At 66.2% G+C, this 27,000-nt stretch carries 28 protein-coding genes; 14 read left to right on the top strand and 14 right to left on the bottom strand.

The genetic code is table 11. The features are described from left to right. Positions 1-2: 2 nt before the first annotated feature. A complete protein-coding gene (locus AC3EC3_RS14050) occupies positions 3-917 on the bottom strand; it encodes a DUF3298 and DUF4163 domain-containing protein (RefSeq protein WP_488490224.1) in 915 nt (304 codons plus the stop codon). A gap of 60 nt (positions 918-977) precedes the next feature. On the opposite strand from AC3EC3_RS14050, the gene AC3EC3_RS14045 reads away from it, so the two are divergent. The 8 genes from AC3EC3_RS14045 to AC3EC3_RS14010 all read left to right on the top strand — a co-directional run bounded on the left by AC3EC3_RS14045 (position 978) and on the right by AC3EC3_RS14010 (position 8,892). Then, a complete protein-coding gene (locus AC3EC3_RS14045) occupies positions 978-2,381 on the top strand; it encodes a leucyl aminopeptidase family protein (RefSeq protein ID WP_488490223.1) in 1,404 nt (467 codons plus the stop codon). Between the two features lie 137 nt (positions 2,382-2,518). Continuing rightward, complete coding sequence (locus AC3EC3_RS14040) at positions 2,519-2,875, top strand: SH3 domain-containing protein (protein WP_488490222.1); 357 nt, start codon at positions 2,519-2,521, stop codon at positions 2,873-2,875. Continuing rightward, on the top strand, positions 2,872-3,801 hold the full coding sequence (argC, locus tag AC3EC3_RS14035) for an N-acetyl-gamma-glutamyl-phosphate reductase (RefSeq protein WP_488490221.1): 930 nt from the start codon (positions 2,872-2,874) through the stop codon (positions 3,799-3,801). Before AC3EC3_RS14040 ends, argC begins: the two co-directional genes overlap by 4 nt. Before the next feature lie 398 nt (positions 3,802-4,199). Continuing rightward, positions 4,200-4,538, top strand: coding sequence for a P-II family nitrogen regulator (locus AC3EC3_RS14030; protein ID WP_260926643.1), 339 nt, complete (start codon positions 4,200-4,202; stop codon positions 4,536-4,538). Between the two features lie 223 nt (positions 4,539-4,761). Then, positions 4,762-6,171: a type I glutamate--ammonia ligase gene (gene glnA, locus AC3EC3_RS14025; RefSeq protein WP_488490220.1), complete on the top strand. Its 1,410-nt coding sequence runs from the start codon at positions 4,762-4,764 to the stop codon at positions 6,169-6,171. Positions 6,172-6,680: 509 nt separating this feature from the next. Continuing rightward, on the top strand, positions 6,681-7,646 hold the full coding sequence (locus AC3EC3_RS14020) for a hypothetical protein (protein ID WP_488490219.1): 966 nt from the start codon (positions 6,681-6,683) through the stop codon (positions 7,644-7,646). Positions 7,647-7,670: 24 nt separating this feature from the next. Continuing rightward, positions 7,671-8,252 (top strand): fasciclin domain-containing protein, encoded by a 582-nt coding sequence (locus AC3EC3_RS14015; RefSeq protein ID WP_488490218.1) that lies wholly within the window; start codon positions 7,671-7,673, stop codon positions 8,250-8,252. A 106-nt stretch (positions 8,253-8,358) separates the two neighbouring features. Next, positions 8,359-8,892 carry a lysozyme gene (locus tag AC3EC3_RS14010; RefSeq protein WP_488490217.1) on the top strand — a complete coding sequence of 178 codons (534 nt, stop codon included), beginning with the start codon at positions 8,359-8,361 and terminating at the stop codon, positions 8,890-8,892. Between the two features lie 33 nt (positions 8,893-8,925). Here AC3EC3_RS14010 and AC3EC3_RS14005 read toward each other — a convergent pair whose 3' ends face one another. Next, entirely contained in the window at positions 8,926-9,765 is an 840-nt protein-coding gene (locus tag AC3EC3_RS14005) for an arginyltransferase (protein ID WP_488490216.1), read from the bottom strand. Positions 9,766-10,159: 394 nt separating this feature from the next. After that, positions 10,160-11,413, bottom strand: coding sequence for a threonine ammonia-lyase (locus AC3EC3_RS14000; protein WP_488490215.1), 1,254 nt, complete (start codon positions 11,411-11,413; stop codon positions 10,160-10,162). A 155-nt stretch (positions 11,414-11,568) separates the two neighbouring features. Between AC3EC3_RS14000 and AC3EC3_RS13995 the strand changes: the two genes are divergently transcribed. Next, positions 11,569-12,465, top strand: coding sequence for an NAD(P)-dependent oxidoreductase (locus AC3EC3_RS13995; protein ID WP_488490214.1), 897 nt, complete (start codon positions 11,569-11,571; stop codon positions 12,463-12,465). Then, the gene (locus tag AC3EC3_RS13990) at positions 12,462-14,246 is read left to right on the top strand and encodes an amidohydrolase (RefSeq protein WP_488490213.1); all 1,785 of its coding nucleotides are present in this window, start codon (positions 12,462-12,464) and stop codon (positions 14,244-14,246) included. Before AC3EC3_RS13995 ends, AC3EC3_RS13990 begins: the two co-directional genes overlap by 4 nt. 57 nt (positions 14,247-14,303) lie before the next feature. Here AC3EC3_RS13990 and tatC read toward each other — a convergent pair whose 3' ends face one another. The 9 genes from tatC to AC3EC3_RS13945 all read right to left on the bottom strand — a co-directional run bounded on the left by tatC (position 14,304) and on the right by AC3EC3_RS13945 (position 21,537). Then, entirely contained in the window at positions 14,304-15,104 is an 801-nt protein-coding gene (gene tatC / locus AC3EC3_RS13985) for a twin-arginine translocase subunit TatC (RefSeq protein ID WP_488490212.1), read from the bottom strand. A 1-nt stretch (position 15,105) separates the two neighbouring features. Continuing rightward, on the bottom strand, positions 15,106-15,552 hold the full coding sequence (gene tatB, locus AC3EC3_RS13980; RefSeq protein ID WP_488490211.1) for a Sec-independent protein translocase protein TatB: 447 nt from the start codon (positions 15,550-15,552) through the stop codon (positions 15,106-15,108). 26 nt (positions 15,553-15,578) lie between these two features. After that, entirely contained in the window at positions 15,579-15,857 is a 279-nt protein-coding gene (locus AC3EC3_RS13975) for a twin-arginine translocase TatA/TatE family subunit (RefSeq protein ID WP_488490210.1), read from the bottom strand. Positions 15,858-15,957: 100 nt separating this feature from the next. Then, positions 15,958-16,590, bottom strand: coding sequence for an SMC-Scp complex subunit ScpB (gene scpB, locus AC3EC3_RS13970; protein ID WP_488490209.1), 633 nt, complete (start codon positions 16,588-16,590; stop codon positions 15,958-15,960). Next, positions 16,587-17,399, bottom strand: a complete 813-nt coding sequence (locus AC3EC3_RS13965; protein ID WP_488490208.1) for a segregation and condensation protein A — start codon at positions 17,397-17,399, stop codon at positions 16,587-16,589. Before AC3EC3_RS13965 ends, scpB begins: the two co-directional genes overlap by 4 nt. A gap of 5 nt (positions 17,400-17,404) precedes the next feature. Continuing rightward, positions 17,405-18,448: a beta-N-acetylhexosaminidase gene (gene nagZ, locus AC3EC3_RS13960; protein WP_488490207.1), complete on the bottom strand. Its 1,044-nt coding sequence runs from the start codon at positions 18,446-18,448 to the stop codon at positions 17,405-17,407. 101 nt (positions 18,449-18,549) lie between these two features. After that, positions 18,550-19,422, bottom strand: a complete 873-nt coding sequence (locus tag AC3EC3_RS13955; RefSeq protein WP_488490206.1) for an SPOR domain-containing protein — start codon at positions 19,420-19,422, stop codon at positions 18,550-18,552. A 5-nt stretch (positions 19,423-19,427) separates the two neighbouring features. After that, positions 19,428-21,176: an arginine--tRNA ligase gene (gene argS / locus AC3EC3_RS13950; protein ID WP_488490205.1), complete on the bottom strand. Its 1,749-nt coding sequence runs from the start codon at positions 21,174-21,176 to the stop codon at positions 19,428-19,430. Between the two features lie 112 nt (positions 21,177-21,288). After that, the gene (locus AC3EC3_RS13945; protein ID WP_488490204.1) at positions 21,289-21,537 is read right to left on the bottom strand and encodes a hypothetical protein; all 249 of its coding nucleotides are present in this window, start codon (positions 21,535-21,537) and stop codon (positions 21,289-21,291) included. A 233-nt stretch (positions 21,538-21,770) separates the two neighbouring features. Between AC3EC3_RS13945 and miaB the strand changes: the two genes are divergently transcribed. Next, positions 21,771-23,123: a tRNA (N6-isopentenyl adenosine(37)-C2)-methylthiotransferase MiaB gene (gene miaB / locus AC3EC3_RS13940; protein WP_488490203.1), complete on the top strand. Its 1,353-nt coding sequence runs from the start codon at positions 21,771-21,773 to the stop codon at positions 23,121-23,123. Further along, entirely contained in the window at positions 23,120-23,815 is a 696-nt protein-coding gene (locus tag AC3EC3_RS13935; RefSeq protein ID WP_488490202.1) for an alpha/beta fold hydrolase, read from the top strand. Before miaB ends, AC3EC3_RS13935 begins: the two co-directional genes overlap by 4 nt. 3 nt (positions 23,816-23,818) lie before the next feature. Here AC3EC3_RS13935 and AC3EC3_RS13930 read toward each other — a convergent pair whose 3' ends face one another. Both AC3EC3_RS13930 and AC3EC3_RS13925 read right to left on the bottom strand, forming a co-directional pair. Continuing rightward, the gene (locus AC3EC3_RS13930; protein ID WP_488490201.1) at positions 23,819-24,430 is read right to left on the bottom strand and encodes a hypothetical protein; all 612 of its coding nucleotides are present in this window, start codon (positions 24,428-24,430) and stop codon (positions 23,819-23,821) included. Positions 24,431-24,591: 161 nt separating this feature from the next. Continuing rightward, the gene (locus AC3EC3_RS13925) at positions 24,592-25,026 is read right to left on the bottom strand and encodes an RcnB family protein (RefSeq protein ID WP_488490200.1); all 435 of its coding nucleotides are present in this window, start codon (positions 25,024-25,026) and stop codon (positions 24,592-24,594) included. A gap of 287 nt (positions 25,027-25,313) precedes the next feature. Between AC3EC3_RS13925 and AC3EC3_RS13920 the strand changes: the two genes are divergently transcribed. Together AC3EC3_RS13920 and ybeY are read left to right on the top strand one after the other, a co-directional pair. Continuing rightward, positions 25,314-26,363, top strand: coding sequence for a PhoH family protein (locus tag AC3EC3_RS13920; RefSeq protein ID WP_488490199.1), 1,050 nt, complete (start codon positions 25,314-25,316; stop codon positions 26,361-26,363). Positions 26,364-26,489: 126 nt separating this feature from the next. Then, positions 26,490-26,981, top strand: a complete 492-nt coding sequence (gene ybeY / locus AC3EC3_RS13915) for an rRNA maturation RNase YbeY (protein ID WP_488490198.1) — start codon at positions 26,490-26,492, stop codon at positions 26,979-26,981. The last annotated feature ends 19 nt before the right edge of the window (positions 26,982-27,000 follow it).

Below are 27,000 nucleotides of genomic sequence, written 5' to 3'. Positions count from 1 at the left end.
GATTACCCGGCCGGCGAAAAGCTCGCCCGGTACTGCGGCTTGAGCGCATTCATCAGTGCAGGCGTGACGGGCAGCGTCACTTCATAGGTCCCTTCCGAGTACGGCCCGGCCTCGTAAGGCGGGATCAGGATGCCGACGCGGTCGAACGCCTGCCCGTTGGAAGAACCGAAGATCACCGTCTCCTTGGTCGGGTCGATGCATTGGGAAAACTCGCTGATGGTGCCGCCCATGTTGGCCTGTCCGCCGCGCTTGGCTGCCCGCTGGCGGTTCAGTGCCGCGCAGAACGGGGCGTTGATCGCATTCAGGAAGTCCGCAGGCGATGTGAACAGGTCCATCGGCTTGCGCTCCTGATTGGTGTTCTTGTCCCACAGGATTTCGCCGAACCACGAATTGCCGTGCGCGCCGCCCGTATAGGCATAGCCCTGCCCCGAAAGGCTCAGCCAGTTCGGCAGGTCCGCCACGACCTTCCAGTTGATCTGCCGTTCACCCGCATGGAACGGGATCGGCGTGTTCGTGCTGCCGGCAATCTGATCCGCCGCCGACTTGTCCGAGGCATCGCGGTCCGCCTGCGCCAGACGGCGCGTCTTGCCCTGCTGCTGGGCCAGATCGGCATCGAGCATCGCCTTCAGGCCCGGCAGCCCACCTGCCGCATCGGGATAGCTGTAGGCGAAGTTGTACAGGTCGTTCTGCACCTGCACGGAGCGCCCTGCCCCGACGCCCGGCGCATCGCTGGCACCATCGGTCGGCGCATCGGGCGCAGGGCCCAGCATCGGCGGTGTATCGGGCGCGCTGGGCGTCTCCACGCCGGTCAGCGAATCGGACTGGCTGCCGTCGCTGTTCTCGCCCGCCTGCTTCACCGAGGAATCGCAGGCGGCAAGACCAAGGCACAGCGCCAGACCGAGGAGCGGAAGAAGCACGGGACGGGACATTTTTTCTCTCGCAACTTGCGCCCGGTCGGGACTAGGATCACCCCCGACATGAGCGAAAAGACCCCTTTGATAAAGCCCGCATTGATACAACCTGACCGCGGACAGAGCGCAACGGCGATCCACCTTGTGGACAAGGCCGGGCTCGACGCCTTCGTGAAGGCCCGCAGCGGCGGCCAGCGTGCCGCGCTGGAGGCGCAGAAGTTCAAGGCCTCGCCCGGCAGCCATGCGATCGTGCCCGATGGCGAAGGCTGGTTCGTCGCCGCAGGCGTGACCGATGCCGCTGCGCCCGGCACCTGGTGCCTTGCGAAACTCGCCGAGGTGCTCCCCGCCGGAACCTATCGCTGCACCGGCGCCGAGCCCATGGTGGCTGGTATCGGCTGGATCCTCGGCCAATACGCCTTCGACCGCTACCTCAGCGAACCGTCCGAGGAAGGCCCGCGCGTCCTCCTCACCACTGCCGTCGCCGGGATCGAGGCGACCATCGCCGAGGCGGAAGCCGTCGAGCTGGTGCGCGATCTCGTCAACACGCCGCCCGAGGACATGGGGCCTGCCCAGCTCGAAGCCGAGATCGAGGCCCTGGGCAAGGCACACCGCGCAGACGTGAAGGTCGTGCGCGGGGACGTGCTGGAGCGCGATTATCCCATGGTCCATGCCGTCGGCCGCGCGGCGGGCCGCAGTCATGCCCCGCGCCTGATCGAACTGGAGTGGGGCGATCCGGCCCATCCGCGCCTCGCCATCATCGGCAAGGGCGTATGCTTCGATTCGGGCGGCCTCGACATCAAGCCCTCGGCAGGCATGCTGCTGATGAAGAAGGACATGGGCGGCGCGGCCCATGCCATCGCACTGGCGAAGCTGGTGATGACCGCGCGCCTGCCGGTGCGGCTGCATCTGGTGGTGCCTGCGGTCGAGAACGCAATCTCGGGCAATGCCTTCCGCCCCGGCGACGTGCTGCGTAGCCGCGCGAAGATCTCGGTCGAGATCGGCAATACCGATGCCGAAGGCCGCCTGATCCTGGGCGATGCGCTGACCCGCGCGGGCGAGGCCAAGCCCGATCTCCTGCTCGATTTCGCGACGCTGACCGGTGCCGCCCGCGTGGCGCTCGGCCCCGATCTGCCCGCGCTGTTCGCGCGCCGCGACGAAACCGCGCAAGGACTGCTCGATGCAGGCACCGCGTATGACGATCCCGTCTGGCGCCTGCCGCTGCACGACGGCTATCGCGAAATGCTGAAAAGCGACGTGGCCGATATCAACAACGCCGGATCGGGCGGGTTCGCAGGCGCCGTCACCGCTGCGCTGTTCATGGACCGCTTCGTGCCCGAAGGGATCGACTGGGCGCATTTCGACACCTTCGCCTGGCGTCCCTCCTCCAAGCCCGGTCGGCCCAAGGGCGGCGAAGCGCTGGCCCTGCGCGCTGCATGGCACATGCTCAAGGCCCGCTACGGCATGAAATAGAAGTCGTCGGGCGGGGTCGCAAAGGCCCTGCCCGATGGCAATTTCGCCACAGGCTTGGCCCAATTCGACGCAAACCTTGCGGAATCGACGGTCCAAGGCTAAGCGCGCGCATCCCAGAACACGGAGAATGACGCGCCTTGGCGACCCAGGATACCCAGAACCGCCCCTATGCGATCGACGGCATGCTTGCCATGACCGGCCCGAGCGTCTCGGTGGAGCCCGGCCATCTGCCGGTGCGCGGCGATCTGGCGCATATCCGCCTCGCCGGTCGCTACTTCGTGCCGCACTATGCCGTGCCGATGCCGCATAGCGCGCGCGCCGGTGCCGTGCTGCGCGCTACCGGCCATGCGGATGGCGAGACCATCTGCACGCTCGACGAAGGCGCCACCTTCGAGGTTCTCGACATCGCCGGAGCATGGGCCTGGGGCCAGCTCGGCGAAGACGGTCCGGTCGGCTACGTAGCCCTTGGCGAACTGGAAGTGATTTCGGCATGACGATCCACAGCGTATTCATCGACGGTGCTGCCGGCACCACCGGCCTCGAAATCGCCGAGCGGCTCGCGGGCCGCGAGGAATTCGCGCTGATTACGCTGGACGAGGCCCGCCGCAAGGACGAGGCCGCCCGCACCGAGGCGATCAACGACGCCGACTTCGTGATCCTGTGCCTGCCCGACGATGCCGCGCGCGATTCGGTGGCGATGATCCGCAACGATCGTACCCGCGTGATCGACGCCAGCTCCGCCCACCGCACCGCGATCGGCTGGACCTACGGCTTCCCCGAGGTGATCGGGCATGACCTGATCGCGCAATCCAAGCGCGTCAGCAATCCGGGCTGCTATCCCACCGGCTTCATCGGCCTGCTGGCTCCGCTGGCCTCGGCAGGAATGCTCCCGCGCGAGTGGCCTTATGTCTGCCATGCGGTTTCGGGCTACTCGGGCGGCGGCAAGGCGCTGATCGCCCGGTTCGAGGAAGACACCGACATCGCCTATCGCGCCTATGGTCTGGCGATGGGCCACAAGCACGTGCCCGAAATGCAGACGCACACCGGCATCACCATCGCCCCGATCTTCGCGCCCGCCGTGGTGCCCGCGCACCGGGGCATGCTGGTCGAAGTTCCGCTGCATCTCGAAGCCATGCCCAATGCCGCTTCGCCCGACGTGCTGCACGCGGCACTTGTCGAGGCCTATCGCGGCAGCCCTGTGGTCTCGGTCAGCGAGGAGCGCCCGAGCGAACTGCTGCTGCGCCCCTCGATGCAGCCTGTGGATACGCTGGAACTCTCGGTCTTCGCCGCAGCCGACGGCAGGCAGGCACGCCTCGCTGCCCGCCTCGACAATCTCGGCAAGGGGGCGAGCGGCGCTGCTGTCCAGAACCTCAATATCATGGCGGGCCTGCCCGAGACCGCAGGCCTGCGACTGGGGTGATCGCAGGCGCGCGAACTTTCCTGCGCGAAGCTTCATAAAAGTTTCATATGCACGCAATAGCCGTTCATCCTCACAGATGGACGGCTTTTTCATGCCCGCGCCGGGTCTACGCGATAATTGCCCGCTAATTGCCCTCCTCGACGCAGATGCACAATTTCAAGGCAGCACCTGCACAAATCTTGAACAATCCTTGCGCGATCGCGATGCAGAAAAACGGGCACAATCGTTAGTTGACCCGGCAAATCGTGCAATTCCGCTCTTTTCGCGACCCCTTCCATGTCCTACCAAGAGCGCATTGGCCTTGGCACGAATCTTGATTGGATTCGCGCGCGAGGCATCTGGTCGCGGACAGCACCAAATTCGCCGTCCGAGAGCACATGCAAAAGGTCCGAATACGCGTGAAGAAGATCGAAGCCATCATCAAGCCGTTCAAGCTGGACGAGGTGAAGGAAGCCCTCCACGAAGTGGGCGTGTCGGGCATTACCGTCACCGAAGCCAAGGGGTTCGGCCGCCAGAAAGGCCACACCGAGCTTTATCGCGGCGCCGAATACGTCGTCGATTTCCTGCCCAAGGTGAAGCTTGAAGTCGTCGTTCCCGACGCTCTGGCCGACCGCGTGGTGGAAGCCATTGCCGACGCCGCCCAGACCGGGCGCATCGGCGACGGCAAGATCTTCGTCACCGCGATCGAGACCGCCGTGCGCATCCGCACCGGCGAGCGGGACGACGACGCGCTCTAAGCCGCGCACCGTCCCGGTTCCGACCGGCATCCATCGCATCGCGCTTGCCCGGCTCCGGCCGCGTCACGACGATGGGATGGGAGGCCTGGGCCGGGATCGCCGGTCATACATTTCCGGTTGAAACCGGACCGGGTTCACGCTGGCAGGGGGGCCGGCCGACCGGACAGCCAATACCCTCACGACTTCTCCGGGATCGGGGGAGCAACACTGGAGTACCAAGCCGATGGCAACTGCAAAGGACGTCCTGAAGAAGATCAAGGACGAGGAGATCGAGTGGGTCGATCTTCGCTTCACCGACCCCAAGGGCAAGTGGCAGCACCTGACCATGGTTTCGAGCGTCCTGGGTGAGGACGAGCTCGAAGACGGCCTGATGTTCGACGGTTCGTCGATCGAAGGCTGGAAGGCCATCAACGAGTCGGACATGATCCTCAAGCCCGACCTCGAAGCCGTCTACACCGATCCGTTCTCGGCCACCCCGATGATGATCCTGTTCTGCGACATCGTCGAGCCTTCGACCGGCGAGCTTTACGCCCGTGACCCGCGTTCGACCGCCAAGCGCGCCGAATCGTTCGTCAAGTCGGCCGGTTTCGGCGACACCGTGTTCGTCGGCCCCGAGGCCGAGTTCTTCATGTTCGACGACGTGAAGTTCTACGACGGCTACGACGGCAACGGCTTCAAGATCGACGACATCGAGCTGCCGACCAACACCGCCAAGGAATACGAAGTCGGCAACCTGGGCCACCGCCCGCGTGCCAAGGGCGGCTACTTCCCGGTCGCGCCGGTCGATTCGGCTGTCGACATCCGTGCAGAGATGGTCTCGACCATGATCGAGATGGGTCTGCCCTGCGACAAGCACCACCACGAAGTGGCGGCTGCCCAGCACGAGCTCGGCCTGACCTTCGGCAAGCTCGTCACCACCGCTGACCGGATGCAGATCTACAAGTACGTCGTGCAGATGGTCGCACAGGCTTACGGCAAGACGGCAACGTTCATGCCCAAGCCGATCATGAAGGACAACGGCTCGGGTATGCACACGCATATCTCGATCTGGAACGAGGGCGAGAACACCTTCGCGGGCAACGGCTATGCCGGTCTGTCGGAGACCTGCCTGTACTTCATCGGCGGTGTCATCAAGCACGCCAAGGCCCTGAACGCCTTCACCAACCCGACCACCAACAGCTACAAGCGCCTAGTTCCGGGTTACGAAGCTCCGGTTCTGCTCGCCTACTCGGCGCGCAACCGTTCGGCCTCGTGCCGCATCCCCTACGGTGCCGGCACCAAGGCAAAGCGCGTGGAATTCCGCTTCCCCGACGCGATGGCCAACCCGTACCTGTGCTACGCCTCGCTGCTGATGGCTGGCCTCGACGGCATCAAGAACAAGATCCACCCCGGCGAAGCCATGGACAAGAACCTCTACGACCTGCCGCCGGCAGAGCTCGCCGAAGTTCCGACCGTGTGCGGATCCTTGCGTGAAGCTCTCGAATCGCTCCAGGCCGACCACGCCTTCCTTCTCGAAGGCGGCGTGTTCACCGAGGACCAGATCGAAGCCTACCTCGAACTCAAGTGGCCCGAAGTGCTGCGCTGGGAAACCACGCCGTCGGCCGTCGAGTTCGACATGTACTACAGCGCCTGATCGCGCTTTTCTGCGCTCTTGCGAGCACGGAAAGAAGAGATCACCGAGGGGGGCGTCCGGAGCGATCCGGACGCCCTTTCCTTTTGTTTGCAAACACTCGCCACGAACGTCGAGCCGACACCGGTCGGCAAGCCTTGGTTCATCACGGCAAGGCCATCGAACCTCTCGCCACAGCCGGAGAGCACCCGACGGGGAGGAACCTGACAGGACGCTTCCGCGTTTGCTCTGGCCAGAGGAGATGCCCGATGCGACCGACCGTTCCCGTCCCGGCCCTGCGGCCCGTGCTCATCGCCCTCTCGGTCGGCACCGCCACGGCTTCGCTGGCCTTGAGCACCGTGGCTAGCGCTCAGTCAGGAACGCAAATTCAGGCTGCTCCGCACGATCAGGACGCTGCGAATGGAGCCCACAATCCTGCCACCGCCGCGACAGCATCGGGGAAGCCTCGCCAGGAGGACAATTCCCAACAAGGTGGACAGACGGCACCGGCAACCAGATCGCCCGGCTCCGGCATGACCGGTCCTGCACACCAGACCGCCCAACCCGCTTCCTCGAAAGATCGCGATACCAGCGCGGGATCGACGAACGCCGGGCGTGCCGGAACGCCCGTCTCGGATCGCGGCGGTCAGGCATCATCGCAAACCGTATCGCAGCCTGCCGCGCCTTCCGCAGTCGCAACCGTGCCGCATCCCGAGCCACACGGCAGCGCGCGAAGTGAAGCGGCCCACACCGAGCGCCGCGCAGCAGCCCGTCGCGCGCTGCGCCATGACCTCAAGCAGAGCCGCTTTCGCGACGCCCATGGCAGTGCCTTTCAGGTGCCCACCAACACCCGCGTCCGGGTCGTCACCGACCGCAAGGCGTTCGACTGGGGTGCGCTGGACCAGCGACAGACGTTGCAGGGGTGCCCTCCGGCCCTGACCAAGGGGCCGAATTGCGCCCCACCGACGCCTTCAATTCTGCCTGCCTCGCTCGCCACCCCGGCACCGCCGAGCGCCTGGAGCCAGCCTGACTGGTACTTGCGCGATTATGACCGCAATCAGGCCTATACGTACTCGGATGGCTACCTGCTGCGCATGGGCACCGGAAACACCGTCGCCAGCTATGTGCCACTGCTGGGTGGGGCGCTGGCCGTCGGCGCGATCTGGCCTGCCGCTGTGCAGAGCGCTGCCTTGCCCGACTATTACAGCACCTATTTCGGTCTGGGGGCAGCGGACACCTATCGTTATTACGACGATGCACTTTACCGCGTGAACCCGCAGGGCAATGCGATAACCGCCATTGCCGCGCTGCTGACGGGAAACACCATCGCGGTCGGCAAGGTGATGCCTGCCGGCTATGACATCTACAACGTGCCCTATGGCTATCGCGACCAGTACGTTGACGGGCCAGACGCGCTCTATCGCTACAGCGACGGATATATCTACCAACTCGACCCGAAAACCCGGATGGTGCGCGCCGCCATCGAAATGCTCGACTGACGGCCAGAGCAAGGACAGCCCCCTATGCGCATGACACCCCGCACCACCGCCTTTGTCCTGCTGCTGGCAGCAGGGCTTTCTGCCTGTTCCGGCAGGACGCCCAGCGCCGATGCCTCCACCAGTGCGGCAGAAGATCTGGCCGCTGTCGTCCCCGGCGATACCTCGCTTCCCGATGCGCTCGACAATGCCGCAGGCCTCCAGACGGTGGCGGAAGCTCTCAAGACTACCGGGCTTGACGAAGTGTTCGCAGGCAAGGCCAGCTATACCCTGCTCGCCCCCAGCGACGATGCCTTCGCGGCGGCGGGCGATGCCACAAAGGCAATCACCGGCTCGACCGACCAGTCCGCGCTCGCCGCGCTGCTCAAGGCACACATCCTGCCCGGCTATGTAACCCGCGACGACATCGCCGCCGCGATCGAGGCCAGCGGCAGCAAGGCGGCTGCGACCATGACCGACATGGCAGGAACGACGCTCACCTTCACCAGGACCGGCGACGTGATCACGGTCACCGCGCCCGACGGCAGCACCGCCACCCTGTCCGGCGACGCCGTGGCCGGCAAGGAAAGTCTGGCGCTGCCTGTCGATGCCGTCCTGAAGAAGCTGTGACCCCGGCCCGGGCGGCACAGCAAGCTTTACAAGACGGTAACTGTCCTACAACCGGGACACCTGTGCAGGATTCCCTCGGCCACCCTCTTGAGCCGGAGTCCTGCCCATGTCCGCCACTTTCGCGCCAGCCGTTGCCATCAAGAGCGAATTCAAATCGCTGGCCGCCTCCGTTCGCCCTGTCGGTGCGGCCGGAATCGCGCTCGTCCGAAAATGGGAGGGCTGCGCACGCAAACGCAGCGATGGCAGGATAGAGGCGTATCCCGATCCCGGTACAGGCGGAGCGCCATGGACGATCGGCTGGGGCGCGACCGGGCCAGGCATCGTGCGCGGAACAGTATGGACACAGGCGCAATGCGATGCCCGTCTGGAAAGCGATCTTCAGCGGTTCGCCAGGGAAGTAAGCCGCGCGATCGGTTCAGCGCCCACCACCGGCAACCAGTTCGATGCCCTCGTGTCCTTCCATTACAACACGGGGCAGATCGCCAGCGCCACTCTCACCCGCAAACACCGCGCGGGCGACCATGAAGGCGTACGGGCCGAATTCCTGCGCTGGATCAATGCAGGCGGCCGGGCGATGGAAGGACTGCGCCGCCGCCGCGCGGAAGAGGCGGCGCTTTACGCCCGGCCCGACGACACCTGACAACGGCGCCTGAAAAGTATCTGGCGGCCTCGATCAGATGCCGACGCGCGGCATTCCGTCTTTGGCGCCATGCGAGACAGGCTCATCGCTGTCCTTGCGCGGCGCCACGGCCCCCGCAATCAGCCGGTCATGCTCCTCGCAGCCGATCCGTTCCCAACCGTTGCGACCAAGGCGCTCCATCGGGCGGTAGCGGATCTTGTACTGCATCCGCCCAGACCCCTCGACCCAATAGCCAAGGTAGACGTAATCCAGCCCCATCTCCCCGGCGCGTCGGATATGGTCGAGGATGATGAAATTACCAAGGCTGCCGCGTGCCGGATGATCGGGCTCGTAGAAGCTGTAGATCATCGAAAGCCCATCGCATTGCCGATCGGTCAGGCAGGCGCCGATGAGGCGACCGGGGGAGATACCGTCCGTGGACGGCTCGCGATATTCGATGAAATATGTCGTGACCGGCGTATGCTCCACCATGTCGGCGAAATCGACCTCGTCCATGTTCGCCATGCCGCCATCGGGATGGCGCGAGGCGAGATAGCGCTGGAGCAGTTCGAACTGCTCGCTGGTGGACCAGGGACGGCAGACGGTGACGATCAGGTCATCATGGCGCTTCATCGTGCGCTTCTGCGAAGCAGACGGCGCAAATTCACCCGTTACCACGCGCACGGAAACGCAAGCGTTGCAGTCAAGGCACGAGGGACGATAGGCGACGGTCTGGCTGCGACGGAAGCCGATCCGGCCCAGCGCATCGTTGAGCGAATCCGCCTGCGGCCCCTTGAGTTCCGTGAATACCTTGCGCTCACTGCGGCCCGGCAGATAGGGGCACGGCGCGGGGCTCGTCACGAAGAAGCGGGGAAATCGAACCGGAGCCGTCACGAGGCCTGCTGTCCTTTATTCGGGCTTTTGCCCTGCCAATGGGGTCTACGCCCTGCGCCTGAAAGCCAAATATGCCACACTGGCACCGGCTTGAAAGAGCCTTAACCACAAATTCGGAGCCATCGGGTCCGAATTTGCCCCAGGATGGCACTCTGACGTACTCTCCTGTCCCGGTTCGGGGCGTTCCTCAGCCCAGAAGGCACCGACAAACGTTAACAAACAGCCTGCGATACCTGCACATCCGGCTACGTCAGAGCGAAACGTTCACCCTTTGCAATGCTTCAGGACGCAAAGTGGTTTCCGGTAGAGATCGTGCGGGCGCGCTCCGATCTGCCCACGGCCGGTCTGAAGCCGGCTCGGGGCGTCTGCGGACCGGGCGCGCGCCCGCCTCTCCCTACTCGGTCTCGACCAGCTTCACTTCGTAGCCTTCGCGGCGAAGGCTTCCGATCAGGGCGTGAAGCTGCGCACTGTCGCGCGCCTCGCACTCGATCTCGGTGACGAGACCTTTGGCGGGCAGGTGCGTGAAGATGCGCTGGTGGAAGACTTCGATGATGTTGACGTTGTGCTCGTGGAAGACCTTGGCCACCTTGAACAGCGCGCCTGCACGATCCTGAAGGCCGATCTTCAACCGTGCGAGACGGCCCGAGCGAGCCAGATCGCGCAGCAACACGTTCGCCAGCAGGCGAGTGTCGATATTGCCGCCCGACAGCACGATGCCCACCTTGCGACCGGCGAACAGTTCCGGGTTGTCGCGCACGGCGGCAAGGCCGACCGCGCCCGCGCCTTCGACCAGCGTCTTCTCGATCTGCAGCAACAGCGCCAGCGAGCTTTCGATGCTGGCCTCGCTGACGAGCAGGAAATCGTCGAGCGATTCCTTCAGCACCTTCGAGGTAAAATGCCCCGGCTCCGCCACCGCGATACCTTCCGCCAGCGTATCGCCGCCGACCGGCAGACGCGTGCCCTTGAGCAGGTTGAACATCGAGGGATAGAGCTGTGCCTCGACACCGATCAGGCGAATGTCCGGGCGGATGTCCCGCGCGATCGTGCCCATGCCGGTGGCAAGGCCGCCACCGCCCACCGGCAGCACCAGCGTATCGATCTCGGGCACATCCTCGAGCATTTCGAGCGCGACCGTACCCTGCCCTGCGGCGACATGCGGATCGTCGAACGGATGCAGGAAAGTGAGGCCCAGCTCGGTTTCCAGCTTGCGGGCATGGGCATAGGCCTCGTCGAAGGTCTCGCCTTCGAGCACGACCTTGCCGCCCACGCTCTCGGTCTGCATCACCTTCACCATCGGCGTGGTGCGCGGCATGACGATCGTGACCGGCACGCCCAGACGCGTGCCGTGATACGACAGCCCCTGTGCGTGGTTGCCTGCAGACGCGGCGATCACACCACGGGCCTTGCGCGAATCCTCCAGCAACATCAGCGCGTTGAGCGCCCCGCGCTCCTTGTAGGCGGCGGTGAACTGCAGGTTCTCGAACTTGAGCCAGATGTCGGCGCCGGTAATCGCGCTCAGCGTCTTGCTGTGCATCGTCGGCGTGCGAACGACCTTGCCGCTAATTCGCCGAGCCGCTCCGCGAACGTCCTCTGCGGTCAGCAGCGCCCTTTCGGGGGCCGTAGCGATCTGTAGCTCTGGCTGTTCCATAGTGCAGGCGCGACTACCGGAAAGCGGAACGGATGAAAAGCGAAGAGGGGGCGGTGATGAAAGAAAAATGCGCAACTCACGCGCGTACGGAACATTTCCGAATCCACCGCGAAGCCGATTTGCAATCGCGGCCAAAGCAGTAGAAGACGGATCGCATGAGCGAACGACGCAAGGTTTCCTTCCTCGGCCTGGGCGTGATGGGCAGCGCGATCGCGCGCCACATCGCCGAGGCCGGCCACGAACTGACGATCTACAACCGCTCGCCCGGCCGCATCGCCGCGTGGCAGGCGGCAAACCCGCAATTCGCGGTGCGCGTCGCGACAGACCCCGCCGACGCCGCGCGCGGCGCCGATGTCGTCATCACCTGCGTCGGCAATGACGACGATCTGGCCGAAGTGGTGCTTGGCCCCCACGGCGTGTTCCGGGCCATGGCGCCGGGCAGCGTGTTCATCGACCATACCACCGTCTCGGCGCGGATCGCCCGGCAGATCTCGGTCGAGGCGCGCGATCTGCACCTGCACTGCATCGATGCGCCGATGACCGGATCGCAGATCGGCGCCGAGCGCGGCACGCTCACGCTGATGTGCGGAGGCCGCAAGGATGCCGTTGAGCGTGCAAAGCCGGTGATGGAGGCCTATTCGGCCCGTATCGTCCACGTCGGCAAGGCAGGTGCGGGGCAGACCGCCAAGATGGCCTGCCAGATCTGCATCGCGGGCAACGTCGCCGCGCTGGCCGAAGCGGTCCGCTTCGCGCAGGCCTCGCACCTCGACATGGAGAAGGTCTACGAGGCGATCTCGGGCGGCGCCGCACAGTCCTGGCAGATGGACAACCGCTGGCATTCGATGAACGAGGACCGCTTCGACTTCGGCTTCGCCATCGACTGGATGCGCAAGGATCTGGGCCTCTCGATGGAAGAGGGCCGCAGCCTTGGCGTGTCGATGCCGGTCGCAGCCCTGATCGATCAGTTCTATGCCGACATCCAGGCGATGGGCGGCGGGCGTCTGGATACCAGCGCCATCATCAAGCGATTGCCACGGAAAGGCTCCAAGTGACATCCAAGAGCGGCGCCCTGCGCGCCCTGTTCCTCGCCACCGCGCTCTGCGGTGTGCTGCCGACGACCGCGTTCGCCAAGAAGAAGGTGCCGGAGGTTCCCGCCACCGGAACGCTGATCGACAACGTGCAGGGCCTGACGCCCGACGGCCACGGCGGCATCGCCCGCTTCGAGGCTTTCCTGATCGGCGACGATGGCCGCGTGGTGCAGACGTTCCAGCACGGCGACAAGCTGCCCGAGCGCGTGCGCTACAAGCTCGACGGCAAGCACCGCATCGTGGTGCCGGGCATGATCGATGCCGATGCAGACGTGATCGCCACCGGCATCGCGAAGATGACGCTCGACCTGACGCAGGCCCGCTCGCTGGAGGATGCCCTCTCGCGCGTGCAGGCGTGGGCTGCGGCCCACCCCGACCTGCCGTGGATTCTCGGGCGCGGATGGGACCAGAACGCCTGGGGCCTCGGCCATATGCCGAGCGCGAAAGACCTGGACGGCGTAACCGGCGGGCGCCCGGCATGGCTGCTCAGTGCCGACGGACAGGCCGGATGGGCGAACTCCGCCGCACTCCGGGAAGGCGGCGTCTCTGCCGCCAGCACGGACCCTGTGGGCGGTCGGATCGAGCGGATCGCAGGCGGCAAGCAACCGTCCGGCGTGCTCATGGCCACCGCCATGACCCCGGTCGAAGCCAGAGTGCCGCGCCCGCGCCCGGAGGATATCGATTCCGCGCTGGGCCGCGCGCAACTGCTGTTCCTGGCACAGGGCGTGACCACGGTCTCGGCGATGGGCACTTCGATCGAGGACTGGCAGGCGATGCGCCGCGCCGCCGACGCCGGACGCCTGCGCCTGCGCGTGGTCGCCTATGCCGACAATGTGGCCGACATGGCACTGATCGGCGGCCCCGGCCCCTCGCCGTGGCTCTACGACGACCGGCTCAAGATGAACGGCGTGGAACTGACGCTCGACGGCGGCCTCGGTTCGCACGGGGCGTGGCTGCTCAAGCCCTATGCCGATGACGCTGCGTCCAGCGGGTTGCCGCAGATGAACGAGACGCAGCTCGGCAACCTGATGAGCCGCGCGGCAATCGACAACTTCCAGGTTGCCGTGCGGGCCAATGGCGATGCCGCCGTGCGCACCGTGCTCGATTCGATCCAGGAACTGTCGGACACCTACAAGGGCAACCGGCGCTGGCGGATCGAAGGGGCCGATGCCATCGACCCGCTCGACGTGGCGCGGCTCGGCAAGGCCGGCGTCACCGTCGCGATGCAGCCGGGCGACATGGCGGATGAGCGCACCGTGGCCGAGGCCGCGCTGGGCGCTCCGCGTCTGAACGAGGCTTTCGCGTGGAAGTCGGTGGCGACCGGCGGGGCGACGCTGGCCTTCGGCTCAGGCACCCCTGCGCGTATTCCGGCCCCCTTCGTCGGCATGGCCGTGGCTACCAGCCGCGCCGATGCCAGCGGCCAGCCGTTCGGCGGATGGCAGCCGCAGGAAGTGCTGGGCCGCGAGGCCGCGCTGACGGCCTATACCTCCGGGGGTGCCCATGCACTGCTCGCCGACGACCGGCTGGGCCGTATCGCGCCGGGCTATCGCGCGGACTTCCTGTTCGTCGATCAGGACCCGACCGCCGCCACCCCGCAGCAGTTGCGCATCGCCAGGGTCGAGGAAACCTGGATCGGCGGCCAGATGGCGTGGAGCGCGGCGCAGGACAAGGCCGCGCAGGACAAGGTCATGCCCGAGGACGCCAAGACCGTCATCGGCGAAGGCGACAAGGACAAACCCCGCTGATACGAAAAAGGGCCGGAAAAACCGGCCCTTTTTTATGTCGGATAGAAATGCTCGGTATCAGGCCGCAGGAGCTTCGGCTTCCGCAGCGGCCTCTTCCGCTGCCCTGGCCTTTGCCGCGCTCCGATCGGTGAACCACATCACGATCAGCGTGCCCTCGAACAGCATCAGCAACGGCACCGCGAGCAATAGCTGCGAGACGACATCGGGCGGCGTGGCCACGGCGGCGATAATGAAGATGCCGACGATGGCGTAGCGCCGCGCGCCCTTCAGCTGATCGCGGGTGATGATCCCCGCGCGGTTCAGCAGCATCAGCAGCACCGGCATCAGGAAGCTGATCCCGAAGGCGAGGATGAACTGCATCACCAACGCCAGATAGTCGCCCGTGCCCGGCAGCGCTTCGAGCTTGAGGCCGCCGGTCTGCCCCTGAAAACCCAGGAAGAAGTGGAACGCAGTGGGCATCACCACATAGTAGGCCAGCGCGCCGCCCATCGTGAACAGCACCGGCGTCGCGATCAGGAACGGCAGGAACGCCCGCTTTTCCTTGGCATAGAGCCCCGGTGCCACGAACGCCCAGATCTGGTTGGCAATCACCGGGAAGCTGACAAAGACCGCCGCGAACAGCGCCACCTTCACTTCGACGAAGAACGCCTCGTAAAGCTTGGTGTAGATCAGCTTGTCCTGCCCGGCCTCGACCAGCGGACGCACGAGAAAACCGATCAGCTTGCCCGAGAAATAGAAGCACACCGCGAACGCCACGGCGAAGGCCATGAACGCCCGCAGCAGCCGCGTGCGCAGTTCGACCAGATGTTCAAGCAGCGGCGCCTGCGAATCGTCGATGTCGGAGATACGAAAGGCCACGTCAGCGATGCTCCTGCGGGGTATCGAGCGGGAGCTGCGGTTCGCTGGACGGCTTTGCTTCGGCCACCGGCGTCGCTGGTGCTGCGGGCGTCGGAGTTGCGGTCTCAGCCGTCGTCGGTGCCGGTGCGGCAGCCGGGAGCGGGGGCACCGGATCGGGCTCCGCGATCGGCGGCTGCATCGCCTCTGCGCTTTCGGCGCCGGTGCCGGTCAGCTGCGGGGCGGCCTTCATGATCGCCTCGTTCTGCTCACGCCACTTGCGCTCCATGTCCTCCAGCTCCGCCTCGCGCACCATGGCATCGATGCCGGCGCGGAAGTGGTTGGAGACCTTGCGCATCTTGCCGATCCACCGGCCCGCGACGCGCAGCGCCACGGGCAGATCCTTGGGGCCGATCACCACGACCGCCACGATGACGATCAACAGTAATTCGGAGCCGCCGATGTCGAACATCGCCTGTTATCCGTTCGGTCTTGCGGTCAGTTCTGCTCGGTCTTGTTTTCGGTGGTGCCGACGTGAGGGGCAACTGGCGGCGCGACAGGCGGAACTTCCGTCGAGGTAATCTGCGCAGGCGGAGCCACCGGCGCGGGCGGCGGCGTTACCGTGCCCTTCTTCGCCTCTTCCTCGTTCACGCCTTCCTTGAAGCTCTTGATGCCCTTCCCGAACTCACCCATGATTTCCGAGACGCGGCCGCGACCGAACAGCACGAGCACGATCACCAGAACGATCAGCCAGTGCCAGATCGACAAGCTACCCATAAACCTAACTCCAGTAATCGAATGCCCGATTCCGGGCCCACCTCGATTCATCTAGGCACTTTCCGGCCCCGATACCAGCCCGACTATTGCGCAGGAAGCCTTACAGGCCCTCTTCGTCCCCAGTCGCGTGATCGTCCTGATCCTCATCGGGACCTTCACTGCCCCCACCAAGCGCGCGCTCGATCATGTCGTCGTCCACCGGATCGAGCAGGCCCGAGGCGCGCAGCTCGTCCACACCCGGAAGATCGCGCAGCGAGGCAAGGCCGAAATGGTCGAGAAATTCGGGCGTCGTCGCATAGATCACCGGGCGTCCCGGCACTTCGCGCCGCCCTGCCGCACGCACCCAGCCCGCCTCCATCAGCACGTCGAGCGTGCCCTTGGCGGTCTGCACCCCGCGGATCTGCTCGATCTGCGCGCGGCTGACCGGCTCGTGATAGGCGACGATGGCGAGCACCTCGGTGGCCGCCCGACTCAACCGGCGCGGCTCTTCCTTCTCGCGCCGCAACAGGTGCGCGAGATCGGGCGCGGTCTCGAAGTGCCAGCGCCTGCCGCGCTCGACCAGATGCACGCCGCGCATCGCGTAATGGCGCTGCAATTCCACCAGCGCCGGTCGCACCGCCGCGCCGCCAAGATGCGTCGAAATCTGCTCCACGCTCATCGGCGTTTCCGCCGCAAACAAGGTCGCCTCGACCGCCCGGACAAGCGCATCGAGCGCCGGATCGCCCGCGCTCATGCCCGGCTCTCCCTAGGCATCGCTTTCAGCCGCAGCGGACCGAACACCTGCTCCTGCACGATCTCGGCCCGCCCCGTGCGCGCCAGTTCCAGCGCCGCGACGAAGCTGGAGGCCAGCGCGGACCGGCGCAGCTGCGGGTTCGCCCAGGCGTCGTGCGCAGGCGGCAGGAAATCGCGCAGCTCCATCCAGTCGACCGCCACGCCGAGCATCGAGGACACCCGCTCGATCGCAGTGTCGAGGTTCATAACCATGCGTTCGCGCACCATGTGGACCACCGGCTGCGAACGCACTTTGACGTCCCCATAGGCCCGCACAAGGTCGTACCAAGAGGCCTGCCACAGGGCCTTGCGTTCCACCCGCAGCCCTTCGGGCGCGCCGCGCAGGAACACGTCGCGCCCCAACCGGTCACGCCCCATCAGCCGCGCCGCCGCCTCACGCATGGCGGCGAGGCGTTGCAGACGCATCTGCAGGCGCAACGCCAGTTCCTCGGGGCTGGGGTCTTCCTGCTCCTCCTTGGGCAGGAGCATCGCGGATTTCAGGTAGGCGAGCCAGGCCGCCATCACCAGATAGTCCGCGGCCAGTTCCAGCCGCAGCGCCTCGGCCTCCTCGACATAAGTCAGGTAGGCATCGACCAGTTCGAGGATCGAGATCGTGCGCAGGTCCACCTTCTGACGCCGCGCGAGATCGAGCAGCAGGTCGAGCGGACCTTCCCAGCCGTCGATTTCGAGGTACAGCGCATCGCGCCGTTCGGCAGCCGCCCGCGCCTCGGCATGATGTTCCTCGATCCCCGGTAGCGCCCCCTGCTCCATCGCGGTCAGGCGGGCGCAGGCGTCAGCGCAAGCAGCGCATCGCGCCGGGCGATGAGATCGGCATGTGCCGCGCGGTCTGCTTCGGTGAAGACGCGCGGTGTGACCGAAGCCATCGCCGCCGCCAGCCGCTCGGCAGCGCGAGGGGCGATGTCGGGCAGAGCCCGCGCGATACCGGTCATGTCCTCCATCTTCGCCCAGCAGTTGAGCGCGATGTCGCAGCCCGCCGCGACAGCCTGCCCGGCGAGATCCGGCACGCTGCCCGACAGCGCCTGCATGTCGAGATCGTCGCTCATCAGCAGGCCGTCGAAGCCGATCCGTCCCCGGATGATCTCGGCGATCACCGTGGGTGAAAGCGTGGCGGGCAGCGCATCGTCCCACGCGGTATAGCGCACATGCGCGGTCATGCCGACCGGGGCGACGAAAGGCCCGGCGCTCAGCGTGCGGAAGGGTTCGATATCGCGTTCGAGTTCCTCGGCACTGGCGGTGACGGTGGGAAGTTCCTTGTGGCTGTCCGCCATCGCCCGTCCATGGCCGGGGATATGCTTGACGCACCCGACAACGCCGGCGAGCGCCAGCCCTTCGAGGATCGCCCGGCCCAGCGCGGCGACGCGCATCGGGTCGTGGCCCAGCGAACGGTCGCCGACAATATCGTGCGCACCGGGCTGGCGCAGGTCGAGCGGCGGATGGCAATCGAGCGTGGCGCCCACTTCGGCAAGGTCCAGCCCCAGCGCCTCGGCATTGAGCCGCGCGGCCTCGATGGCGCTGGCAGGCGCAATCTCGTAGAGCCGGTCGAACGCCTCGCCCGCCGGATAGGCCGGCCAGACCGGCGGTTTCATCCGGGCGACGCGCCCCCCTTCCTGATCGATCGAGATCAGCAACCGGTCGCGCCCGTGGATCGCGCGCAACTCATCCGTCAGTGCGCGAACCTGTTCGCGGCTCTCGATATTGCGGCCGAACAGGATGTAGCCCGCGGGATCGGCATCGGCGAAGAAGGCGCGCTCGTCGGCGCTGAGGGTCAGGCCGGAGAGGCCGAAGATTGCAGGAACCATGGCCGATCCGTCGCACGAACAGGGGGCCTCCCGCAAGATCGCGGGAGATGGATACCCTATGCCCTTGGGTTTTCCCGGCGCTTTTTCAGGTCTTCAGCGTCTCAGTTCTTCACCTGGCAGGGAATGTCTGCCTGCTGGAGCCCCGCGCACAAGGTGCGGGCGGCCGCCGCATTCTCCGTCACCGCCTGCAGGCGATAGACCGTGCCGATATCCGCCGTGCCCTGCACCACACGGTGCTGGAAAGCCGAAAGACCGTCGTAGCGCTTCTTGAGCACCGCCCAGCCCGCTTCCGCCGCCGCTGTATTGGCATAGGCGCCGACCTGCACGCCGACACCGGCCAGTGCGGGGGTGGCCGAAGCCGTCGGCGCAGGCGAAGCTGCCGCACCGGGCTTGGCGCCGACACTGTCGAAACCGGGCTGCGCGGGCGCGGCAGCATTGCCGCCATCGCCGTTCATCGCATCGATGCGCGCGGGGCGGCTCTGTCCCTCGGCGACCGCGAAGCTCGAATCGCCGGTGCCGTCGACCACCTGACCGCCCGGATCGTCGGGACGGACCTTGTAGGGCGTCCTGGGCGCCTCGATCACGCCGCCAACCGCCACCAGTTCCTGATCGCCATGGCCGCGCGTCGCCCAGATCACCGCGCCGATGATGGCGATCACCGCCACCAGACCGAGGCCGATCAGCACCAGTCCCTGCGCGCTCAGGCCACCGCGCTCGTCATCCTCGTCCTCGTCGTCGCCTTCGAGCCAGGGCAGACGCACTTCGGGCTCGCCCATGTCGAGGCGCCGGGCTTCCGAGGGCGCCTCCGAAAACTGGGGGTTCAGCCGTTCGGGCTCGTCGAAAGGTTCCGGCGCAAAGCCCTGCACGCCGGACGGCGGCGCCTCGTGGAAGAACCCGTCTCCCGCGTTGCGGCCCGCCTCGTCGCGACCATTGCCCTGCGCGCCGAACGCCTGATCCCCGAACGGATTCACCATTGCCCTTACATTTCCTCCACGGCCTCGACGCCGAGCAGGGCCAGACCGTTGCGGATCAATTGCCCCATCTGTGCAGCCAGAAATAGCCGCGCTGCCGTCAGCTTACCATCCTGCACGTTAACGAAGCGCTTTTCGATCCGGTCGTTTCCGAGGTTCCAGTACCCATGGAACGCGGCGGCCAGATCGCCGAGGAAGAAGGCGATGCGGTGCGCCTCGCGCGCCACCGCTGCCGCCTCGACGATGCGGGGGAACTGCGCGGCCAGCTTGACCAGCTCCAGCTCCTCAGGCCCCAGCAGCTCCAGATCGTCCGCCGAGGGCACAAAGTTGCCTTCGGCCAGACCCTTGCGCAGCGTCGAGTGGACGCGGGCATTGGCGTACTGCACGTAGAACACCGGGTTGTCCTTCGAGGCTTCGACGACCTTGGCGAAGTCGAAGTCCATCTGCGCTTCGGGCTTGCGGGTGAGCATGGTGAAGCGCACCACGTCCTTGCCCACTTCGTTCACCACATCGGCCAGCGTCACGAAGTTGCCCGAGCGCTTGGACATCTTGACCGGCTCGCCATCGCGCAGCAGCTGGACCATCTGGACGAGCTTCACCTCGAACGGGGTCTCCTCGCCGTTCTCGCCGGTCATCGCCGCAACGGCGGCCTTGATCCGCTTGACGGTGCCTGCGTGGTCCGCGCCCCAGATATCGACGAGCGCATCGGCGCTCTGCGCCTTCTGGAAGTGATAGGCGAGATCGGCGCCGAAATAGGTCCAGGTGCCGTCCGACTTCTTGATCGGGCGGTCCTGATCGTCGCCGAACGCGGTCGACTTGAACAGCGGCAGTTCCACCGCTTCCCAATCGTCCAGCGTCTTGCCCTTGGGCGCTTCGAGCACGCCGTCATAGACCAGGCCCTTGGCGCGCAGCCACGCCTCGGCCTCGTCCGGCTTGCCCGAGGCCTGCAGTTCGGCCTCCGACGAGAACAGGTCGTGGTGGATGCCGAGCAGGGCGAGATCCTGCCTGATCATCACCAGCATCGCTGCGACCGCCTTTTCGCGGAACAGCACCAGCCACTCCGATTCGGGAGCGGCTGCGTACTTGTCTCCGAACTCGGCGGCGAGCTGCTCGCCCACCGGGATCAGGTATTCGCCCGGATAGAGCCCCTCGGGGATCGCGCCGACATCATGCCCCAGTGCCTCGCGGTAACGGACATGCGCCGAGCGGGCGAGCACCTGCACCTGCGCGCCCGCATCGTTGACGTAGTATTCCTTGACCACCTTGTGGCCTGCGAACTCCAGCAGACTGGCCAGCGCATCGCCGACCACCGCGCCGCGGCAGTGGCCCATGTGCATCGGACCGGTGGGGTTGGCCGAGACGTATTCGACGTTCACCACCTTGCCGCCGCCCATCGTCGAGCGGCCGTAATCGGCGCCCAGCGTGCCGATCGCGCGCAGTTCGGCGATCCAGGCGGCGGGCGAGAGGCGCAGGTTGATGAAGCCCGGCCCGGCGATCTCGGCCGAGGTGACATCCTCCAGCTTGGCCAGTTCGGCCACCAGCGCCTCGGCCACGTCGCGCGGCTTCATGCCCGCAGGCTTGGCCAGCACCATCGCCGCGTTGGTGGACAGGTCGCCATGCGAGGGATCGCGCGGCGGCTCGACCGTGATCGCCCCTCGCTTGAGGCCGCCCGGCAGCGAACCGGCCGCTTCCAGCGCATCGAGCGCGGCGTTCAGGTGGCCTGCAAAGGCGGCGTACAAAGTTTCGGTCTTGCTCATGACGCGCGCGGATAGCGGGAAATCACGCTTTATGCGACCCGAAATGCAGGCGCCCCCTTCACCCAAGGTGACACTCTGGTTGACACAGTTGACACGGTCCAGAGGCAAAGTGTCACCTTGGCCCCGGAGTGTCACCTTGCGGCGCCCGTGCATAGTGCTGCGCCCGCCGCAGCGCCCCGACGCGTTGCCCCTCGTCCCACGCCTCGGCAAATACCTCTCCCAGCCGCTCGCGCAGGCGATAGGCCGACTGGCGACTCATCCCCACCAGCCGCGCACTCGCCGCGACCGAGTGCCCGAAAGCCAGCGCGCGCAGGAACACAAGCACCTTCTCCTGCGTCCAGCGATATTCGCTGTTGGGCACGGGTTGCGAGCAAGGGCGAGCGGGGCGGGGAGAGCTATCCATGCCCGCGAAAATACCGGAAGGCACAGGCTGTAGGAAAACGGATTGGAAGGCGGCTGTTCTGCAAACAGGCAGGCCATGTCAGCTTTGCGTTCTGCCCTCCCCCCTGTCCAACCCCTGTCCACCCCCCCCTGTCCAACCCCTGTCCACCCCCCCCCTGTCCAAGCCCACAGTTTTCCGGTATCGGCGCGGCCATGCAGACACCTTCCTCTCCTGTTGCCAATCCGAAGACCTACCGGGTCAAGAGCTTCGGCTGCCAGATGAACGTCTATGACGGCGAGCGCATGGCCGAACTGCTGGCCGAACAGGGCATCGCCCCTGCGCCGGAGGGTGAGGATGCCGATCTCGTGGTGCTCAACACCTGCCATATTCGCGAGAAGGCGGCGGAAAAGGTCTATTCGGACATCGGCCGTCTGAAGCGCGACGATGGCACCTCGCCGCTGATCGCGGTCGCCGGTTGTGTCGCGCAGGCCGAGGGTGAGGAGATCATGACCCGCGCGCCCGCCGTAAAGATGGTCGTCGGCCCGCAGGCCTATCACCGCCTGCCGCAGATGGTTGCCGAGGCCGTCGCCGGTCGCCGCGCCACCGATACCGACATGCCTGCCGAGACCAAGTTCGACGCGCTGCCGCGTCGTCGCAGGTCCGGTCCGTCGGCGTTCCTGACGGTGCAGGAAGGCTGCGACAAGTTCTGCACCTATTGCGTGGTGCCCTATACCCGCGGCGCGGAAATCTCGCGGCCTTATGCGGCCCTGATCGACGAGGCCAAGCGGCTGGTCGAGGCGGGCGCGCGCGAGATCACGCTGCTGGGCCAGAACGTCAATGCGTGGAGCGGCGAAGACGCGAAGGGTCGCCCGGTGGGCCTCGATGGCCTCGCCCGCGAACTGGCGGCAATCCCCGAGCTGGCGCGCATCCGCTACACCACCAGCCACCCCAACGACATGACGCAGGGGCTGATCGACGCGCATGGCGAGAACGCCAAGCTGATGCCGTTCCTCCATCTGCCGGTGCAGGCGGGCAATGACCGCGTGCTGAAAGCCATGAACCGCAGCCACACGGTGGAAAGCTATCTCAAGATCCTCGACCGGGTGCGGGCCGTGCGCCCGGACATCGCGCTGTCGGGCGATTTCATCGTCGGCTTTCCTGGCGAGACCGAGGCCGAGTTCGAGGATACGCTCAAGCTGGTAGACGCGGTCGGCTATTCGCAGTGCTACAGCTTCAAGTATTCCCCGCGCGCCGGAACCCCTGCGGCGACGATGGGCGATCAGGTGCCCGCCGCCGTGATGGACGAGCGGCTCCAGCGCCTTCAGGCCGCGCTCAACCGCGATCAGGCCGCCTTCAATGCCTCGACCGTCGGCAAGACCTGCACCGTGCTGGTCGAACGACGCGGCAAGCTTCCCGGCCAGTGGCTGGGCAAGTCGCCGTGGTTGCAGTCGGTCCACTTCATCGGTGAGGCGGCGATCGGCGATCTGGTGACGGTGGAGATCGCCAGCGCCGGGCCGAACAGCCTGGCCGGTGTGCTCAAGGTTCCGGCCGAAATCACCGCATGACCGTGAAGACACCGCTGGTTCTCGTACCCGGCCTTGCCTGCGATGCGGCGCTGTGGGCCGCGCAGCGGGCAGGCCTTGCCGACGTGGCGGACGCTTCCATCGCCGATACGCTGAACGACGATTCGATTGCGCTGATGGCCGCGCGCCTGCTGGCCTCGGCGCCCGAGCGCTTCGCCATCGCCGGGCTGTCGATGGGCGGCTACGTGACGATGGAAGTGTGGCGGCAGGCGCCCGAGCGGATCAGCCACCTTGCACTGATCGATACCAGCGCCCGCGCCGATACCGAGGGCGACACGCGCCTGCGCGAAGCGGCGATCGCCAGCGCCCGCACCACTGGCTACGCCGAAATGCTGCGAAACGGCCTGCGCCATTTCGTCGCGCGCGATTGCCCGGAGCCGATCTTCCAGAGCGTGCTGCAGATGGCCCAACGCGTCGGCCTTGGCACCTACATGGCGCAGCAACAGGCGATCATGGACCGTATCGATTCGCGCGAGACGCTGACGACCATCACGGTTCCCGCGCTGGTGGTGGTCGGCGACGAGGACCGCGTGACCCCGCCCGAACGCGCTCGCGAGATGGCAAACGCGATTCCCGGCTGCGCCTATGTCGAGATTCCCGACTGCGGCCACATGGCGACGATGGAGCATCCCGAGGCGGTCAACGCCGCCCTGCGCGAATGGCTGGCGCGGTAGGGATCAGTTCGCAGGGCTGGCGCCGTCCACCGGAACTGCCGTCGATGCCGGAAGCGGCTGGAGTTCGGCCTGCGGGATCAGCACCTTGCCAAGGGTGTCGCTCGGCTCGGCAGGGGCGACGGTGGGATTGTCGGCATAGGCCTTGCCGTCGAACGGCACCCGCATCACGCCCGCATCGGCGCCGCCGCCAGACACGCTGACGGCCAGATCGCGCCAGCCGTTGGTCTTGCTGTCGAGTACGCCCACCGGCATCTGCACGACCGAGAGATCGCCGACCATGCGCCAGCTGTCGCCGTCCGGCGTCAGCACGATCAGGTCGCAGCCGCCACTGCCGCACAGCATCGAGCCGCCCGCGTAGAGCAGCACTTCGTCCTTGCCGTCGCCATTGAGGTCGACGCTCGCCTTGGCATAGCGCAGCGAATCGATCTCGGAGCGCAGATCGCCTGCAAAGTGCGCCTTCAGCCAGGCCTCGGGCGACTGGCGCGTTACCACGGCCTCGCTCGGCGCGGCGCTTTGCGTCGGCGCGGGCTGCGGCGCGCTCTTGTCCTTGCACGAGGCGAGAGCCAGCGCCGAAACGGCGGCGAGCGAGCAGGCGATGATGCGAAGCGTGTTCATGGCGCAAGGGATAGCGCCGCCGCCGCCTTGCCGCAACGGCGCGCGGTGCCCGTTTCGCCAGACCGCTGAGCCCGTTCGTCGCATGCGAAAAAGGCCCCGGCGCGAACCGGGGCCTTCCTGCGTACGGGAGAACGTACTTGGGTGTCTTTTTTGAGGGCGGCTTACCAGAAGAAGCCGTTATAGGCCTGGAGCACCACGCCGGTGCGGGTGTTCACCAGCACCACATCGTTGCCGTAGCGGATCCAGCGGGCACCGGCGCGCGGCGCGGGCAGGCGATAGCGGGCATAGTCGTTCACCCAGTAGCGCTGGCCGTAATAGGCAGGCGCGAAGCGGTGGCCGACGCCGACGCGGACATAACGGTAGCCACGCGGCCCTGCATACGCGGGACGGCGGAAAGCGTCGCGGTGCGAATTGCGATAGTCACGCCAGTCCTCGCGGCGCTCCTGGCGGTCATGGCGCAGGTCGCGGCGGTCCTGGCGGATCTCGCGGTTGTCGTGACGGACTTCGGCACGCGACTGCGCCGAAGCGATCGTGGGTGCTGCCAGCGCGGGCAGCGCGACACTTGCAGCAACGGCGGCCATCAGGATCTTCTTCATGGTTGCTCTCCTTCTCTATTCCGGAGCCCCCTTGTTCGGGGACCACGCATTCATGTTTGCCCCTGCCAAGCTGAATTCGCATCGAACCGGCAATGCAGCATGTGGCAAGAAATGTCGCAGCAGCGCTACAGTTGCGTAACAGGACGCCGAAACGACCGATTATCCCCCATGAAACGATTTTCCTCCCTACGGGCGCCCTTGCGCGGCGCGATGTGCGGAGCCATCTTCAGGACAGGACGAATGGCGTTTTCCATCCGTCCTTTGCGAGAGAACCCCGAAAGGAGCGCATGGCCCGAAAAGCAGCCCGTGCCGTAGACCCGGCGCAACTCCGTCCCGAAACCCATCGTCGTGCCCGAGCCGAACTGGATTTCGACGAACCCGTGCTGCTGGGGGCCTTGTTCGGCCAGTTCGATGCCAACCTTGTGCAGGTGGAAAACCGCCTCGGCGTCTACATTTCCGCGCGCGGCAACAAGATCATGATCGAAGGCCCCGATGATTCGGTGGCCCGCGCGCGTGAGACGCTGACCGGCATGTACCGCCGTCTGGAGCAGGGACAGGATCTCGATTCGGGCGCGATCGAATCGCTGATCGCGATGAGCACCGAGCCCACGCTCGAAGGCATCATCACCGGCGATGCCGGGGCCGGCGTGCCACCCATCATGATCCGCACGCGCAAGAAAACGATCGTGCCGCGCTCGGCCACGCAGATCGACTATATGCGCCAGCTGGCCAAGGCCGACGTGATCTTCGCGCTCGGCCCGGCAGGCACCGGCAAGACTTACGTTGCCGTCGCACAGGCGGTCAGCCAGCTGATGACCGGATCGGTCCAGCGCCTGATCCTCTCGCGCCCGGCGGTGGAAGCAGGCGAGAAGCTCGGCTTCCTGCCCGGCGACATGAAGGACAAGGTCGATCCCTACCTGCGCCCGCTCTACGATGCGCTGTATGACTGCATGCCGCCCGAGCAGGTGGAGCGCCGTCTCGCCAATGGCGAGATCGAGATCGCCCCGATCGCCTTCATGCGCGGTCGCACGCTGGCGGATGCCTTCGTCATCCTCGACGAGGCGCAGAACACCACGCGTGAGCAGATGAAGATGTTCCTCACGCGCTTCGGCCAGAACAGCCGCATGGTGGTGTGCGGAGACCCGCGCCAGGTCGACATCCCCGGTGGCGACCGCATGTCGGGCCTTGCCGATGCCGTGAACCGGCTGGAGGGCGTCGAAGGCGTCGCCGTCACCCGCTTCACGGCAGCGGACGTGGTGCGCCACCCGATCGTCGGGCGCATCGTCGAGGCCTACGAAGGCCCGATCGACGCTGCCGACGTGGCGAAGGTGCATTGAGGGCAGGCCGCGCCTGTGCCTCTGGATTCCCGCCTTCTTCTTCCGCTTCGTCATCGCGCCACAGACGAATTAAAACCCGGCCATCCCCGCTTCCCTCGCTCCGCCCCACAGGCTAGGACGGATGCGATGAATCTCGAAATCGACATCGAAGAACCCTGGCCCGGCGATACCGACTGGCCGGACCTTGCGGAACGCGCCGCCGAGGCGCTGGCGCAGGTCGCTCCCGAAATCGACAACGTGCGGCTGATGGTCAGCCTGCTGTTCACCAGCGATGCCGAAGTGCAGGTGCTCAACCGCGAGTGGCGCGGCAAGGACAAGCCCACCAACGTCCTCTCGTTCCCGATGATGGAGCGCGACGACCTGCTCGATCTCGCCCCCGACGGCGCGCCCGACATGCTGGGCGACATCGCGCTGGCCTTCGAGACCTGCGCGCGCGAGGCCGCGGACAAGGGCATATCCGTTGCCGACCACGCCAGCCACCTGATCGTCCACGGATTGCTGCACCTTGCGGGGCTCGACCACGAGATTTCCGAGGAGGACGCTATCGCGATGGAAGCCCTCGAAACAAAGGCGCTTGCCCTGCTCGGGCTTCCCGACCCATATGGGGATCGCACCTAAGGGCTGGCGTTTTTCGCAA

It is taken from the genome of Novosphingobium sp. BAM6 (genome assembly GCF_057784955.1).
Note: the sequence above shows the minus strand (reverse complement) of the source record. Positions and strands in the feature narration are given on the sequence as shown.